Source organism: Leisingera coralii (assembly GCF_049056525.1).
GTDB classification, from domain to species: domain Bacteria; phylum Pseudomonadota; class Alphaproteobacteria; order Rhodobacterales; family Rhodobacteraceae; genus Leisingera; species Leisingera coralii.
On record NZ_JBHUPT010000030.1, the window covers coordinates 1 to 15368 of the forward strand.

Here is a 15368-nt window from a genome sequence, read left to right on the forward strand (position 1 = left end):
TGCGTCAGCGGTTGAAAGAGTTGTCCGGAGAACGCAGGCGGTTCGGTTATCGGCGCCTGCATATTCTGCTGAACCGGGAGGGCTGGAAAGTGAACTGGAAGAAACTCTATCGGATCTACCGCGAAGAGGGCCTGACGGTGCGCAAGCGCGGTGGCCGTAAACGGGCGATTGGCACCCGTGCGCCGATGGCAATCCCGCAAGGCCCGAACCAAAGATGGTCGCTGGACTTCGTGTCCGACAGCCTGTCAGACGGGCGCCGTTTCCGGGTGCTCTGCGTCATTGACGACTTCAGCCGGGAATGCCTGGCCGCGGTCGTGGACACCTCACTCTCCGGCCAGCGGGTTGCCCGTGAGCTCGATAATATCGCCCGAACGCGCGGCTATCCCTGCATGGTGGTCAGCGATAATGGGACCGAACTGACGTCGAATGCCATTCTGAAATGGCAGGAAGACCGGAAGGTCGAGTGGCACTACATCGCGCCAGGCAAGCCCATGCAGAACGGCTTTGTCGAAAGCTTCAACGGCCGCCTCCGGGACGAGTGCCTCAACGAGCACTTGTTCGCCAGCCTGCGCCACGCCCGAGAGCTGATCGCGGCCTGGCGTGACGATTACAATCACCATCGCCCACATACGAGCCTCGACGGGCTCACCCCGTGGGAGTATCACCAACGGTCAGTAGAGGACCAAACCCTGAACAGGGCGAACTAATAACCGCGGACTCTGCGGGGAGCACGTCACAGCCGTTATACCAAGCCTGCGGGATAATACGTTTTGAAATGAAGTCCCCCAAAGCCCGCACTTCAGATCCATCTCATGAACTGGAGATTACACCTGGTGGACTTGCCCCCAACGCAGGACCGCGGGCCTGACTCAAGATGCATTGAACATTCTGCGGGTCATAAACGGCACAATGGGCGATACTGCCTGCGCCAATGCGAGAAAGTATGCTTTCGCTGGATACGTCTCCTACGGATCTCGGAGGCAAACATGGACCGAAGCTGTTTCACCACAACCGGATCGTCTCGTAGCGTCACGCCGATGCCCCTTCGCGCAGAAAGTCTTCCACATTCCCAAGCAAAAGAGGGAAACGCACGTCAATCACGACAGCCATTCAGATGATAACAGGGTTGGTTAGAAAGTACCCGAAAGGGCTGCGTTTGCTCATTGCCGGGTGCAGGGAAACCGCTCTGCCCGTCTCATGACGATTTGATCTGACGCCTCTCAATCTAATGGAAACGCCATGGAAGTTGGCATCGGTTCAGCCAAGCTATATCGTAATACTTGGCTGGATTCCTTTAGGAGAATAGCATGAAGTTCCGTTTCCCGATCGTCATCATCGACGAAGACTTCCGATCAGAGAATTCCTCAGGTTCCGGCATCCGTGCTATGGCCAAGGCCATCGAAGACGAAGGTTTCGAGGTTCTGGGCGTAACGAGCTACGGCGACCTTTCGCAATTCGCACAGCAGCAGTCACGCGCAAGCGCGTTTGTTCTGTCCATTGATGACGAGGAATTCAGCCCCGGCCCGGACCTCGATCCCGCCGTTGTCGACTTACGCAATTTCATCGAGGAAGTGCGCTGGAAGAACGCAGATGTGCCGATCTACATCTACGGTGAAACCAAGACGAGCCGCCATCTGCCCAATGACATCCTGCGCGAACTGCACGGCTTCATCCACATGTTCGAGGACACGCCGGAATTCGTGGCGCGGCACATCATCCGCGAGGCAAAAAGCTATCTCGAAAGCATCCAGCCGCCGTTTTTCAAGAAGCTCCTGGATTACGCCGAGGACGGTTCCTACTCCTGGCACTGTCCGGGGCATTCCGGCGGCGTGGCCTTTCTGAAAAGCCCGGTCGGGCAGATGTACCACCAGTTCTATGGCGAGAACATGCTGCGGGCGGATGTCTGCAACGCAGTGGAGGAACTGGGACAGCTGCTGGACCACAACGGCGCTATCGGCGCCTCGGAACGCAATGCTGCGCGGATCTTCAACGCCGATCACTGCTTTTTCGTGACCAATGGCACCTCAACCTCGAACAAGATGGTCTGGCATCACTCGGTGGCACCGGGCGACGTGGTGGTGGTCGACCGCAACTGCCACAAGTCGATCCTGCATTCGATCATCATGACCGGCGCCGTTCCGGTGTTCCTGAAGCCGACCCGCAACCATTGGGGCATCATCGGCCCGATCCCGCGTTCGGAGTTCGACCCGGACAGCATCAAGGCCAAGATCCGCGCCAACCCGCTGCTGAAGGATGCGGACGCAGAAGCGGTGAAGCCGCGGATCATGACGCTGACCCAGTCGACCTATGACGGGGTTCTGTACAACACCGAGGTCATCAAGGGGCAGTTGGACGGCTATGCCGAGAACCTGCATTTTGACGAGGCCTGGCTGCCGCATGCGGCCTTCCACCCGTTCTATGGCAGCTATCACGCGATGGGCCGCAAGCGCGGGCGCACCAAGCATTCAGTGACCTATGCCACCCAGTCGATCCACAAGCTGCTCGCGGGGATCAGCCAGGCCAGCCACGTGCTGGTGCAGGACAGCGAGGAGACCAAGCTGGACCGGCATCTGTTCAACGAGGCCTACCTGATGCACACCTCCACCAGCCCGCAGTATTCGATCATCGCCAGCTGCGATGTGGCGGCGGCAATGATGGAGCCGCCGGGCGGCACCGCACTGGTCGAGGAAAGCATCATGGAGGCGCTGGACTTCCGCCGCGCCATGCGCAAGGTCGACGAGGAATACGGCGCCGATGACTGGTGGTTCCAGGTCTGGGGACCGGAGGATCTGGCCGAAGAGGGCATCGGCAGCACCAAGGACTGGGTGCTGAAGAAAACCGATGCCGATGGGGTTCAGGCAGGCGGCGAGGACAGCTGGCACGGCTTCGGCGACATGGCGCCGGGTTTCAACATGCTGGACCCGATCAAAGCGACGATCATCACCCCCGGCCTCAATCTGGACGGCCGGTTCGAGGACTGGGGCATCCCGGCCTCCATCGTGACCAAATATCTGGCCGAGCATGGCGTGGTGGTGGAAAAAACCGGGCTCTACTCCTTTTTCATCATGTTCACCATCGGCATCACCAAGGGGCGCTGGAACACGCTGCTGACCGCGCTGCAGCAGTTCAAGGACGATTATGCCAAAAACCAGCCCATGTGGCGTGCCATGCCAGCGTTCTGCGCGACGCAACCGCGTTACGAGCAGATGGGGTTGCGCGACCTCTGTCAGCTTGTTCACGCACAATACGCCAAATATGACGTGGCGCGGCTGTCGACCGAAATGTACCTCAGCGACCTGACCCCGGCGATGAAGCCCAGCGAAGCATTCAGCCACATCGCACAGCGCACCACGCAGCGCGTTCCGGTCGATGAACTTGAGGGGCGTATCACAACAAGCCTGGTGACCCCCTACCCGCCGGGCATCCCGCTTTTGATACCGGGGGAGGTATTCAACACGAAGATCGTGGAGTACCTGAAATTCAATCGCGAGTTCGGGCGCGAATGCCCGGGGTTCGAAACGGACATCCACGGCTTGGTCCAGGAAACCGGGCGCGATGGCCTGGTACACTATTTCGCTGATTGCGTCGCGGCGTGATCCAAGGACGGTGCAGTGGTCTGGAGGAAGCTGGCGGGCCAGGGTCAGGCTTCATAGCCAATACATGACGGTAGCGGCTAGTGCGATTGCCAAAGGGATGACTTTGCGGCGCGTGTCATATCGCACTGCTTTGGCGCGGGTGTCCGGAAAACAGCGCTCAAGACGCGCCATCCGCGCATCGCTCTACAAGAAACGGCCCGACATGCCGCAGTTCTTTTTGAACGGCGTCTCATGCTGCACTTCCGAAATCGATCGGCCCTGACCCTTCTGTATTCCGGCTTTGCCGTTTTGCCCGCCTCACTGGCCTTGGCCGAGGCTGGTGACGGGGCGGTATCTGGCATCTGAGCCTTGCGGCGTTGACCACGTTCGCCAGCGAGCCAGCACCGCCTCTCTTCATCATCCTGAACAGTTGCAAGCGGCCACGCTGGACTGCGGATCAGAAGAAAGAGGGTATGAACACGATAGCATCAGACCGGATCATCGGCACAGATGTCTCGCGCGACTGGTTTGAAATTCGCTTTCTGCAGGAAGGCAAGCGAGCAAGGTTGCCGAAAATGCCGCAAGGTCATGCCCGTGTCCTGCTGTTCCCCCAACGAACGCTGCCAAAGGACATGGCAGCAGCCTTGCAGAAAACGCGAGTTTGATGCCCGGGCGGTCAGATCCGGGCTGCATTCACTGCCGCGCAAAGGATATTCGCAAGCGGTCCTGGACGGGTAAATGCCCCACCCCGCGCTCAAGCAATTGCGCAACCGCCGGGAAATGCGCGGCTGGCAAGACTTGAGCCCCACCGTGGCAGACGCAGTGACCGAGAGTTGCGAGAAGCTCCGCCACACCTGCAACACGCTTGAGCTCTGAATCTGCACAAGAACTGCTCCGGCTTTTTGCCCGGTGAAGTAACAGAAACCAGTCAGCCCGAACTCATGCGGATGCAGGACCGCCAGATCCTGGGCCTGCCGGCATCCCGTCCGGCCGCGCCGAAAGTTTCGCCCCGTGCGTTCCGGGACTTCCTGGACAGCCTCATTGAAGCTTTGCAGCGGCAATCTGAAGAGAACCCGATACTGATAGATGAAAGACTTGGGAACACGGCGAGCAAATACTGGTTCAAGGGATCAATACGACCGATGCCCCATTATCGCTGATAAGAATGCGCAACTCACTTGAGCCTTCGCTGCACCTGCACTCCTGGATTTTCCTGGCGGCAACTATGCAAACAAACCGCACATTGCAGACCCGCGCGGCTTCCCAAAAAGCAGGCGCTGGTGCTGCCCAGCTGAGGAATAGCGGTCCAAACCCGGACCCGGCGCTGCCGGCCCGCCAGGGTTCTGCAAGCGCCGGCGCCGCACGCAGACCCAACCATTCGTTCCACCTTGGCCTGCCATAGTTCGCCTGGATTCCGGGCGTGAGGGTCTAACATTTATGCGTCCCTCTGCCTGGTAATCCCGCTCAGGCAACCGCGCGTGTCCTTACTGCGGTATCACGGCTGGCAGCTTAAGATCATCGTGATCATGGCTCAAAGGGCCTTAGTAGCGAATTCGCTTCCGCTATGTGCTCTTGAGACAATGGTTTAGAGAGGAACTTCTTTATCAGCGGGAACTGGGCCGCTCGTTCCAGATCAGCCGGATTAACCGTGGTGCTGACAATGACAACAACAGGCACGGGGTCAAGGGCTTGGAGCTGCCCGCCATACGTCTCCAGGAATTCGAAACCGGTGACCGGAGGCATATTTATGTCAAGAAAGATCAGTTCTGGCGTATCTCCTCCTTCTTCGATGTGCTTCATTGCAGCTATAGGCCCGTCGAACAGCTCAACCCTTTCGAACAGTTGCGATTTGCCGATGGTTCGTTTTGCAAATTTCCGGTCCATCCTGTCATCATCTATGACGTAAACTATTTTTTCGCGGCTACGCATTTGTTTCTACTCCAAACTCAGGTCGACACTGAAGGTTGCGCCTTTGCCGGGTTCAGAGGTGACATGAACCAATGCACCGTGGTTTTCTGCCACACGCTTGCACAGGGCCAGTCCTATGCCCGAACCGGGGTGTTCGTCATGACGATGCAGACGCTTGAACAAGTCAAAGATCTTCTCCTGCTGTCCCTCAGGTATGCCTGGCCCGTTGTCGGAAACCGATAGGCGCACCTTGCCCGCTGCATCAACTGGCACACATTCGACCCGGACCTGGGCTCTCTGCCCCTCCGCCCTGTACTTCAGCGCGTTAGACAGCAGGTTGGTCAGCAGAACCCGGATCTGGAACGGGCTGCCCAGAACCGCGGGCAAAGCCCCCACCTGGATCTCGGCTTCCGCACTGGCCACCAAAGCGTCCATGTCCTGAAGGATCTGCAGCACCAACTGCTTCAGGTCCACCCGTTCCGGCGTGAACTGGTGGCCGACGACTTTCGAGTAATCCAGCACGTCATCCACCAGCTGGCGCATCCGCTGTGCGGTGCCAATCAGATCATTGATGAGTTCGGCCGCTTCCGGGGCGAGGTCCGCCTGGAAATCCTCAAGCAGAACTTCCAGAAAACAGTGTATCGTGTTGATCGGCGTCTTCAGGTCGTGGGACAGCGCATAGGTGAAATTGGACTGGTCCTGATTGGTCTGCGTCAGCTGCCGGTTCTTGCGTTCCAGCTCCTCTGCCCGCAGCCGGATTTCCGTTGTCCGCTTCTGCACCTGGCGGTCCAGTTCGTCCCTTTGACGGGCCAGTTCAAAGGTTATGTCGCGCAGCTCCTCCTCAACCCGGCGGCGTTCCGCAACTTCCTTTCTCAGTTTTGCGGTGCCGCTGACGTATCCGCGCAGCGCCATGTCATAGACCGCCATCCCTTCAAGAAAGAAGTCCTCGGTCCGCTCAAGACACACGCCTGATCCGCCTGCCGCCTGCAGACGCTCTCGCAGCCCGGAAAAATGGAACAATCCAAAGTCGGACAAAGGCACTTTCGCTGCCAGGGCAAGACGGGCGGCTTCATAGGCCTCTCCCAGCTGCTCTGCATCGCCGCTGTCCATGTAGGCGGCAAGGGCTGCGCTATAGCGGCGGGCCGCCACCGTCATGGCGTCTTGTGCCTGGGGCTCGTCCACACCGATCATGTGTCCCTCCGCCGGTGGGCAACAGCCAGAACTGTGCGGTCATCATAGTCCTTGCCGTAGGTGCCGAGGCAGGAGGACACCCACTCCCGGGGCGGCACCTGCGCGTGGGGAAGCGAATCCCGGAACCGCCGCGAAACCCCGTCGGAGGCGAAAACCAGGACGTGCTGCGGCGGAAACTTCTGCGTCTGACAGAAAACGCCAGGGAAATGCACCCCCAAGGTTCCGCCCTTCTGCATGACCGTGCTGCTGTCTTTGCAGTCCGGCCGCAACGGGCAGATGACACCCTCCACATCCCCGAGCGCGGCCCATTCGACGGCCGCCTGATCCGGGTCGATCAGCGCCACAGCCAGCGCCGCCCCGCGGGAGCCCTGCAAGCGGCGATGGGCGGCCTCGAACAGCTCGGCAATGCCGCGGACAGAACCGGCCGCCAGTTCCTGCAGGCATGCGCTGGCTGCGTCCCGGGCTTCCGCGCCGCTGCCCACGCCATCCGCCAGGGCGGCCAGCAGCCTGCCGCCGTCCCGCCGCAGCAAATAGCCGTCGCCGCAAGCAGTGCATCCCTCCTTTGCGGCCTGCGCCACTGCCCAGTCGATCTGAGAGCCGCCAGGGCCAAAAGCGATACTGCCGCTCTCTGCGCTCAACGCCATTTCACCACCGTCACAGTGAGCCCGCGGCCGGGCTCCGAGCGGATCTCAAAATGGTCGACGATCCGCCGGGTGCCCGGCAGCCCGAGACCGAGACTGTTGCCTGTTGAATACCCGTCCTGCAGAGCCAGTTCGACGTCGTCCAGCCCGGGGCCGCGGTCCCGCGCCGTCACCTTGATTCCGGTTTTCGCACCGCTGGCGGCAGCGCACAGCTCAATTTCTCCCTCGTCCGCGTATTTCACGATATTGCGGGCCAGTTCGGACACCGCGGTTGCAATCAGGGCCTGGTCGGGCCTGCTGAATTCCAGCTCCACCGCCAGCCGGCGCACCAGCTGGCGCGCTGCAACAACATCGCTGTCACAGGACACCGGCTGCAGCACAGCTGAGGGTTCCGCCACAGGCGCATTCATGAACCGTCTCGCAGGATCGCAATACCGTGGTCAAGGTTCAGCGCGGTGGGGATATTTTCCAGATTGAGGCCCAGAAGCACCATTGCCATCGCGATCTCCGGCCGGATGCCGACAATGGCGATCCGCGCACCGCGCAAGGAGACCGAAGCCGCGATATCGCTCAGCATCCTGGTGCCAAAGCTGTCGATAACATCCAGCAGGCTGACGTCCAGGATCACCTTGGTTGCCGCCAGCCGCGAGACCTCCGTCAGAATGCTGTGCTGCATCGCCTGGATGTCGCTGTCGGACAGCTCTTCCTGCACCGCAGCGATCAGCAGGTCGCCCTGGCTGATGATGGGGACGCGCCGGACCATCTCAGCGATCCAGAAGCTTGCGAGCGGTTTCGACGCCCCGCTCAAGATCGCCTGCCGGGTTCAGCGCGTCACCGGTCACGCCGATCTTGACCAGCGCCTGCGCCACCTCGGCGCTGATCCCGGTCAGCACGGACTGCGCACCCATCAGGCGGGTTGCTGTCATGGTCTGGATCAGGTGATTGGCCACCATGCTGTCCACCGCAGCAACCCCGGTGATATCGAGCACCACCACGCGGGCGCTCTGCTCCCGGATTGCATCAAGGATCTGCATGGTCAGAAGCCGCGACCGGTGGCTGTCGAGCACGCCGACAACCGGCACCAGCAGCAGCCCTTCCTGCAGGCGCAGTGCCGGTGTCGGCAATTCACTCATCTGGCGTTCACGCTGTTCGATCGCCTCGGACCGGGCTGCCGAAAAAGCTTCGATCGTGATCGCCTGATGGCAGGCGGCCGTCTTGCGCAGCGCCTTCTGGATCGCCTGGGCTTCCGCGCCGTCTTGCGTATGCTCCCGGATCAGATCACAGATCCGGCTGATGGCAAAGGTGTACAGGCCCAGGTAAAAGCTTGGCGAGATACCGTAGCTTTCATTGAAAATGCCCGCGCCCTTGCGGCTCTCGAAAAACTTCTGGTCAAGGCCAGCTTCAAACAGCTCCAGAAGATGCCGCCGCTGTTCGTCCTGCACCTCTTGCATACCGGAGGCAGACCGCTCGCCGCTGGGGTGGTCATAGCCGCCGTCACGGCTGTAGAAATCCTGCAGGATCGCCTCGATGTTCTGTTCGGCCAGCGGCAGAAGGCCGGAAACCCGGGCCCGGTCGTCCTGGCTTACGTCAAACCAGCCCCACACGTCCTGAAGCTCCTTTGCAGGGGATTGAATAGTCGATGAAATGACCTCGTTCATGGGACCCTCGCAGCCATGGATGTGTACTGAAAGGGTCCGGCGAAATCCTTGACGAAACACTAAAGGTCTCAGGAGTTACCGATAATTCCCCGCAAAACCAGTGAGTTGGAAAGAACGCGAAAATGGCATCCAGATTGGCCCGTCCGTCAGACTTGGGAAAGCCCGCTATCTGCGCGAAGCTTGCACGGGAGCGCCCGGGCTGCGGGAAATGACAGCTTCGCCCCACAGGATGGTCACTGCGTGCCATCTGTCTGAATATCAGCCTTAGGACAAGCTTCGCATCCGCGGGAAACCCAAGCACTTGCCCGGCCCTGAAAGGCCCAATTCTTCACGCCTTCCTGTCACCCTGCGCCCTTGCGGTATACTGGTTCCATCGGACCTTGAGAAAGCAATTCCTGAAACCATTGATGCGCCATTCCATCTAGCTGCCGACGTGAGAGGGGCGCACAATCTGCTGACGCTCGACATGGCCTTGGTGCTGACAAGCACGATGCTTGCCGACAGTTCCAAAGCAATCAACGAACTCGGGTACACGCCGTCATCCTTGGAAAAGATGTTGCGTGACGAAATCGAATGGCTGGCGGAAAATGGCTGTTTAGGCAAAAGAACAACCTGGGTATGGAACTAGCATAGCTAGTGGCCAGCGTGCAGTTCCAGCTCAGTGCGCTTGGCTTTCAGGTCACCAAACATGGCTTCGATCTCATCACTAAACCGCTGCTCGATGGCTGGCCGCTTGGCTTTCAGAGTAGGTGTCAGAAGACCGTTCCCGGTTGTCCAGGGCTCAAGAACGGAATGAACGGCCCGAACGCGGGCGTAGCTTGGCAGTTCCTGGGTCGCGCGGGCGATTTCAGACAGGATCGCCTTTGCCGCCGCTGGTGCGTTCAAATCGTCTTCGGCTACCCCGAGATCCCGGGCTAAAGCCGCCCAGGCTTCACCATTAAGCACCACAATCGCGGCAAGGCAGGGCTTGCCGTCACCGGTGACGAGTGCTTGTTCGAACAACGGCTTTTGCTCAATGCTTGCCTCAACCTTCGTTGGAGCAACCTTCTTGCCAGTCGACAACGCGATGATCTCCTTGAGGCGGCTCCTGATAAACACGTGGCCTTCATGAAACTCGGCAATGTCCCCGGTCCTGAACCAGCCTTCGGGATCAATCGCCTGTTCGGTTTTCTCCGGGTCATCCCAATACCCAAGCATCAGGCTGGGTGTTCGGATCAGCAATTCACCCTCATCTGTGGTTTTGAGCTCAACCCCCTGCAAAGCGCTCCCAACCGACCCCGGCAGGCTGTCTTCGATCGTGGTGGCCGTCACAACCGGCGCAGTTTCGGTCAAGCCATACCCTTCAATCAGAGGCAGTCCCAATCCAATCAGAAAATGGCTCGCTTCTTCGGAAAGCGGCGCCCCGCCGCTGACTGCAACCCTGAGCCGCCCGCCAAAAGCCATCATGATCTTTTTTGCGACAAGGCGCCTCAGTACCGGCCAGAACAATGCTCGTGTCAGCCAGCTTGGCGCAGCGGCGCGGCCATGCTTTGCCTGAAACAGGCGCCAGCCGGTATCCGCGGCGAACATGGTAAGGGCTTTGGTTATGGGGCTGCTGCCCGCTTTTTCCAGGATCGCCTCGTATATCCTCTCGTAGAGCCTTGGCACAGCAATCAGGATGGTCGGCCGGATCACAGCGATATCCTCTCTCAACGTCTGGATTGACCGGGAGAAGGCAACACGGGCACCGGAGACAAGAGGCAGGTAATACCCCATAGTGCGCTCGAAGGAATGGGCCAGCGGCAAGACCGACAGGAAAACATCGGTTGTCAACGGAGGAATGAATTTCGTGACAGCGTCGGCATTCCAAAGCATCGCGCGATGCGACAGCATCACCCCCTTGGGAAGACCGGTCGTACCCGACGTATGAATGATCGTGGCAACATCTTCTGCGCTGCATCTGATATCATCCTCAGCGGCCCCTTCGTCCGGCAAGACGTCATCCAATACCTCGATACGCTGCCTGCCGTTATGGACCGGGCCAACGGGCACCTGCTGAATCCAGATCACCTCAAGCTTGGAGCAATCCGCACATTGCGCCGCCAGCGACTGCCACCTTTCCCGCGTATCCATGATACACAGCCGCACTCCGCTATGCGCTAGAATATAACCGTTATTTTCCGCGCTATCGTGTAAATAAATCGGAACTGTGATCAGCCCATTCGCCATTGCTGCAATATCGAAGGCGACCCAATCAACGCCGTTCTGGAGCAAAATTCCCACGCGCTCACCGGGTTCCATACCCGCCCTATCAAGTGCTGCCCGGATTAAGCCGGCTTTGTGCGCAACTTGTTGCCAGGTGAAATCTGCCCACTGATTTTCGCGAAATTCAGAATATGCGACAGCACCCGGATTGCGGGCCACTCTCTGGAAAAAAACCTCAGGCAACGTCCGCACCGGATCGAAGCTGATTACGTCGAGCTCAGGCTGTCTGGCTGTCATCATGGTTTAAGACTAGTTGCGCCACCGCATTTGCCGATATGACCTTAGTCAAGGACGCACGAGTGGCTGCAGTATCGTTGGCAAGGCGCATTTTGGCTGCACATGCGGCACAGGCACCTGCAGCAACTTCGAGACAATCTCTTCCGGTTTCGGTGGTTTGTCTGCCACTCCCGGCCCTCGGTTTCCTAAACGGAACGGTGAAACAGTTCTGTTGAGAAGAAACTGAAGAATTTGCGTGCCCCGCGCGACATGGATCAGGGCGCGGCGAATGCGGCGTGAAACTCGGCGGCAAGGAGCGCGGAGTCTGTGCCATAGCGTGCCGAAAAATGGAAAGGGATTGCGCGTTTGACGCCAGCTTCTCTGGCGATCCCGGCGGCGGCCTGCGCAGTGAGGTGGCAAGTCGCGGCGGCAGCCGGACGGTCGGCTTCCAGGAAGGCAGCCTCAATGAACAGCTGGTCGGCTGCGCGGGCGAGCCCGATGATGCGGGACCGGTTCGATGCGGTATCGGCGGCGTCGGTCACATAGGCGAAATGCTGGCCTTTGCCTGTACGGAACGCGCGGGTTCGCAGCGCGCCAAGAGCAACCGTCCCGGCGCCTGGCACTGAGATGACGGTGTGGTCCGGCAGGTTGTCGCGAATGGCCTGCTTGGCGGCATTGATCCAGGGGCCAACCGGCAGCCCCAGTTCCGCAAGCCCGTTGCGCCAGACGTTGACACGGTCGCGTTCGAGAAAGGCAAATGCCAGCGACGGTATGCCATGATCCAGGGCGGCCGCACGGATCTCGAACGCTGGTTCAGACAGAACCAGGCCCGGCGCGATGCCGGGCGGCGGCAATTCCCGCCGGGCGAAACGCTCCCGGGCCCGAAACTCGGCCATCTCGGCGATGCGATCGCCGTCAAAGGACTGAACCGTCAGGCGAAAGTCCACGGCGGTTTCGTCCAGGAGATTCCAGGTGAAGGAGTTGAGGCGGCTTTGGATCTGCCTCACGAACCCCGGAGGCCCGAGCATCAGCAACGGGCGCGGACGGTGCAGGCGCAAGCGCAGCAACCGGTCGATGCCTGCAACATGGTCCATGTGGGTGTGGCTTATGAAGACATGAGAAACCCGCAGAAGCTCACGCGGCGAAAGCGGCGCCGTGTCCCCTAGATCGAACAGCATCGCGCGGCGCCCGAAACGGAAATCGAGGTAGAGACCGGGATCACCGGTGGGGTCGTTGATCAGCCGGGGTTGGACAGGAATGATCATAGGACATCCAAGCTGTTGCCGTTCATTGCGAATGGACGCTCAGGAACCTGCCTGGGCTTCCCCGAAATTCTCGACCCGGAACCGGTGCAGGCAAATGTTCCCGGCCCAGTAGTCGCGGGGCAAACCCGCCTTGCGCTTCAAACTCTCGAGAAAGGCCTGCGGCTCGCTGAGACCCTCCCAGACCTTAGGCAGGAAGGTTGCCCGGTGCCCGCCAACGGAAAGGATCAATCCGTCCCGTCCCGGATCAATCCGGGAGATTGCCTCCTCTTCACACGAAAACTGTATCTCCTGGGCTCTGCTCAGCACGGTAATCTCGATCCTGATCTTGCGCAGTTCCCCGGCCGTTACAGGCGAGAACCGCGGATCGCGGAATCCCGCACCCAGCGCATTCTCCGCCACGTCCGCCGCCAGGGACCGGCGCGCTTCCAACGTGCCGATACAGCCGCGCAACTCGCCGCCGCAGGTGAGTGTCACAAAACTAGCAGCAAACGTCTGCAACGGGGCTGAAGCTGTATCCGGCATTGCCGCAGCTTCGGGGCGCGTTCCCAGGCGCTTGGAAATGGCGCCGCGTGCCACGTCCAGCAATTCGGCCCGGGATTTGCCGCTCAGCATTGCCGCGTCCACCGGATAGAAGGCCCAGGCGCCATAACCGACCACGCTGGACGTATCGCCTGTCTCCGATGAGCTGTCCCCCATGCCCAGCCGCAGCGCCTTGGTTTCCCGGCCAGTGCGGGACAGGAGCCAGCCCTGCAGGCACTTGGCGCCGCAAGCATGATCAGGAGTCAATTCCTCCGCTGCGCCGCTTTCCAGCAGACGCGCGGTTTCCGCGTCCTTTTCCCGTGCAGCGCTCTGGCTCAGGAAATGGCTGAGATCAGAGGAGAGGACAAATAGTGTCTCAGGTCCGGCAAGCGCATCAATTGCCGCGGCGACCTGTCCGGCCGGCACATCGCCGCAGACCAGCGGGACGATCTGCGCATCCGGCCAGAGTGTCCGGATAAAAGGCAATTGGGTTTCGATAGCGTGTTCGTTGTCATGCGCCGCATCTTCCTCATGCGCGAGGCCCGCCATCGCCAGCTCTTCACAAGCGGGCCGGTCGATGGCCAGCACGCCAATCGGGGTCGAGAACCTGTCCTGGGAAGGGAAAGCCAGGCCTTGAAACCAGTGCCGGTGCGAAGGCCCCAGCACCACGACACGCCTCGGGGACCAGGTCACTGCACCATAGGAAAGCCCGGCAAAGCGCCCCGAATACCGGTAACCGGCATGAGCGGCAACAATGGCCCGCGCCGCCGCGTCCCCAGCCTGGCAAGTCCGGGCCGCTGCCTCGAGGAACGCCTCGACCTCGGCAGCGAGCTGTTCACCGTCAGCGGTAAAAAACGTGCCGGCGAAACGGCAACTGCGTACAGACATTGTCCCGCCCCTTTTGCGGTGCCCCTCCTGCGAAAGCGATTTGTTACTATATAGGAAGTATCCACCAGAAAACGGAGAGGCCGCCCGTGAAAACCGCGCGTTATTGGTCTGGCCGTCCCGAGGATGGCAGGCTCGTTTGCGAACTGTGCCCCCGCTTTTGCGCACTTAAGCCGGGGCAGCGCGGCTTGTGCTTTGTGCGCAAACGCGAGGGCCAGCGCATTGTGCTGGAGACCTACAACCGCTCCTCGGGCTTCTGCATCGATCCTATCGAGAAAAAACCGCTGAACCATTTTCTGCCGGGGACACCGGTACTGAGTTTTGGCACGGCGGGATGCAACCTCGCCTGCAAGTTTTGCCAGAACCACGAAATATCGAAGAGCCGCGAGGTCGCGAGCCTGTCGGACTATGCGACGCCGGAGATGATTGCCGATGCGGCAGACAGGGCCGGTGCGGCGTCGGTCGCCTATACCTACAACGACCCGGTGATCTTTCACGAATACGCCGTCGACATCGCACAGGCCTGTCACGAAAAAGGCATCCGCAGCGTCGCGGTCACTGCCGGCTACATAACGCCCGAACCGCGTGAAGAATTCTTTGCAAACATGGATGCGGCGAACATCGACCTGAAAGCTTTCACCGAAGAATTCTATTGGAAACTCACCGCCTCGCACCTCGCGCCCGTGCTGGAGACCATCGAATATGCCGTGAAGGAAACCAGCTGCTGGGTGGAATTGACGACGCTGCTGATCCCCGGCTGCAACGACAGCGACGCGGAACTGGCAGAGATGTCCGAATGGGTGGTTGATAAGCTCGGGCCGGACGTGCCGTTGCACTTCTCGGCCTTTCATCCGGACTACCGGATGTCGGACGTGCCGCCGACGCCGCAGGCGGCCCTGTTGCGGGCGCAAGAAATCGCCAAGGCAGCCGGCGTGCGGCATGTCTATGTCGGCAACACCCACCACGAGGAGGGGCAGTCGAGCTATTGCTCGGGTTGCGGCGAACTGGTGATCGGCCGCGACTGGTATCAGCTTTTGCAATGGAACCTGACGGATGAGGGCCTGTGCCGGAACTGCGGCACCGTTTTACCCGGGGTATTTGAAGGGCCGCCTGGTGACTGGGGCCGCAAACGGAAACTGCTGAGGATTGGATGACCGGTTGGAATACGGCAGGTGCTGGCACAGCATCGAGGGTGGCTGGCTTGCGCAGGAAGTGCAAAAGGCGCCGATTTGAGGCTTGTATTCCCCGCACTACATTGTGCGGTGG

Annotated in this window: 15 protein-coding genes; 6 read left to right on the top strand and 9 right to left on the bottom strand. The window is 60.2% G+C overall.

What is annotated here, in order from left to right; genetic code table 11:
* From ACFMBG_RS11600 to ACFMBG_RS11615, 4 genes are all read left to right on the top strand, one after another.
* A partial coding sequence (locus ACFMBG_RS11600) for an IS3 family transposase (RefSeq protein WP_421054857.1) occupies positions 1-707 on the top strand: 707 nt, incomplete at its 5' end.
* 600 nt (positions 708-1307) lie between these two features.
* Positions 1308-3596 (top strand): Orn/Lys/Arg family decarboxylase, encoded by a 2289-nt coding sequence (locus ACFMBG_RS11605; protein WP_421054858.1) that lies wholly within the window; start codon positions 1308-1310, stop codon positions 3594-3596.
* A gap of 356 nt (positions 3597-3952) precedes the next feature.
* Positions 3953-4240 (top strand): hypothetical protein, encoded by a 288-nt coding sequence (locus tag ACFMBG_RS11610; RefSeq protein ID WP_421054859.1) that lies wholly within the window; start codon positions 3953-3955, stop codon positions 4238-4240.
* A 237-nt stretch (positions 4241-4477) separates the two neighbouring features.
* Complete coding sequence (locus ACFMBG_RS11615) at positions 4478-4735, top strand: hypothetical protein (protein ID WP_421054860.1); 258 nt, start codon at positions 4478-4480, stop codon at positions 4733-4735.
* A gap of 364 nt (positions 4736-5099) precedes the next feature.
* Here the strand turns inward: ACFMBG_RS11615 and ACFMBG_RS11620 are convergent, their stop codons facing one another.
* Genes ACFMBG_RS11620 through ACFMBG_RS11645 form a run of 6 tightly spaced genes read right to left on the bottom strand, consistent with a single transcriptional unit; the run spans position 5100 to position 8973 of the window.
* A complete protein-coding gene (locus ACFMBG_RS11620; protein ID WP_421054861.1) occupies positions 5100-5504 on the bottom strand; it encodes a response regulator in 405 nt (134 codons plus the stop codon).
* A 6-nt stretch (positions 5505-5510) separates the two neighbouring features.
* A complete protein-coding gene (locus tag ACFMBG_RS11625; protein WP_421054862.1) occupies positions 5511-6674 on the bottom strand; it encodes a sensor histidine kinase in 1164 nt (387 codons plus the stop codon).
* Positions 6671-7318, bottom strand: a complete 648-nt coding sequence (locus tag ACFMBG_RS11630) for a SpoIIE family protein phosphatase (RefSeq protein WP_421054863.1) — start codon at positions 7316-7318, stop codon at positions 6671-6673. Before ACFMBG_RS11630 ends, ACFMBG_RS11625 begins: the two co-directional genes overlap by 4 nt.
* Positions 7309-7725 (bottom strand): anti-sigma regulatory factor, encoded by a 417-nt coding sequence (locus ACFMBG_RS11635; protein ID WP_421054864.1) that lies wholly within the window; start codon positions 7723-7725, stop codon positions 7309-7311. Before ACFMBG_RS11635 ends, ACFMBG_RS11630 begins: the two co-directional genes overlap by 10 nt.
* A complete protein-coding gene (locus ACFMBG_RS11640; RefSeq protein ID WP_421054865.1) occupies positions 7722-8078 on the bottom strand; it encodes an STAS domain-containing protein in 357 nt (118 codons plus the stop codon). The genes ACFMBG_RS11635 and ACFMBG_RS11640 overlap by 4 nt, the downstream gene beginning before the upstream one ends.
* Before the next feature lies 1 nt (position 8079).
* Positions 8080-8973: a protoglobin domain-containing protein gene (locus ACFMBG_RS11645; RefSeq protein WP_421054866.1), complete on the bottom strand. Its 894-nt coding sequence runs from the start codon at positions 8971-8973 to the stop codon at positions 8080-8082.
* Between the two features lie 301 nt (positions 8974-9274).
* On the opposite strand from ACFMBG_RS11645, the gene ACFMBG_RS11650 reads away from it, so the two are divergent.
* On the top strand, positions 9275-9601 hold the full coding sequence (locus ACFMBG_RS11650) for a hypothetical protein (RefSeq protein ID WP_421054867.1): 327 nt from the start codon (positions 9275-9277) through the stop codon (positions 9599-9601).
* Positions 9602-9606: 5 nt separating this feature from the next.
* Here ACFMBG_RS11650 and ACFMBG_RS11655 read toward each other — a convergent pair whose 3' ends face one another.
* From ACFMBG_RS11655 to amrB, 3 genes are all read right to left on the bottom strand, one after another.
* Positions 9607-11454, bottom strand: a complete 1848-nt coding sequence (locus ACFMBG_RS11655; RefSeq protein ID WP_421054868.1) for an AMP-dependent synthetase/ligase — start codon at positions 11452-11454, stop codon at positions 9607-9609.
* 254 nt (positions 11455-11708) lie between these two features.
* Positions 11709-12698, bottom strand: a complete 990-nt coding sequence (locus ACFMBG_RS11660) for an MBL fold metallo-hydrolase (RefSeq protein WP_421054869.1) — start codon at positions 12696-12698, stop codon at positions 11709-11711.
* Positions 12699-12737: 39 nt separating this feature from the next.
* The gene (amrB, locus tag ACFMBG_RS11665) at positions 12738-14105 is read right to left on the bottom strand and encodes an AmmeMemoRadiSam system protein B (RefSeq protein WP_421054870.1); all 1368 of its coding nucleotides are present in this window, start codon (positions 14103-14105) and stop codon (positions 12738-12740) included.
* Between the two features lie 86 nt (positions 14106-14191).
* Here amrB and amrS point away from each other — a divergent pair, with 86 nt between their 5' ends.
* Positions 14192-15256, top strand: a complete 1065-nt coding sequence (gene amrS, locus ACFMBG_RS11670; protein ID WP_421054871.1) for an AmmeMemoRadiSam system radical SAM enzyme — start codon at positions 14192-14194, stop codon at positions 15254-15256.
* The last annotated feature ends 112 nt before the right edge of the window (positions 15257-15368 follow it).

Excerpts from the sequence above, each read along its gene's own strand:
- ACFMBG_RS11605 (WP_421054858.1), top strand. The coding sequence starts at position 1,308 with ATGAAGTTCCGTTTCCCGATCGTCATCATCGACGAAGACTTCCGATCA.
- ACFMBG_RS11620 (WP_421054861.1), bottom strand. The coding sequence starts at position 5,504 with ATGCGTAGCCGCGAAAAAATAGTTTACGTCATAGATGATGACAGGATG.
- ACFMBG_RS11625 (WP_421054862.1), bottom strand. The coding sequence starts at position 6,674 with ATGATCGGTGTGGACGAGCCCCAGGCACAAGACGCCATGACGGTGGCG.
- ACFMBG_RS11630 (WP_421054863.1), bottom strand. The coding sequence starts at position 7,318 with ATGGCGTTGAGCGCAGAGAGCGGCAGTATCGCTTTTGGCCCTGGCGGC.
- ACFMBG_RS11635 (WP_421054864.1), bottom strand. The coding sequence starts at position 7,725 with ATGAATGCGCCTGTGGCGGAACCCTCAGCTGTGCTGCAGCCGGTGTCC.
- ACFMBG_RS11640 (WP_421054865.1), bottom strand. The coding sequence starts at position 8,078 with ATGGTCCGGCGCGTCCCCATCATCAGCCAGGGCGACCTGCTGATCGCT.
- ACFMBG_RS11645 (WP_421054866.1), bottom strand. The coding sequence starts at position 8,973 with ATGAACGAGGTCATTTCATCGACTATTCAATCCCCTGCAAAGGAGCTT.
- ACFMBG_RS11655 (WP_421054868.1), bottom strand. The coding sequence starts at position 11,454 with ATGACAGCCAGACAGCCTGAGCTCGACGTAATCAGCTTCGATCCGGTG.
- ACFMBG_RS11660 (WP_421054869.1), bottom strand. The coding sequence starts at position 12,698 with ATGATCATTCCTGTCCAACCCCGGCTGATCAACGACCCCACCGGTGAT.
- amrB (WP_421054870.1), bottom strand. The coding sequence starts at position 14,105 with ATGTCTGTACGCAGTTGCCGTTTCGCCGGCACGTTTTTTACCGCTGAC.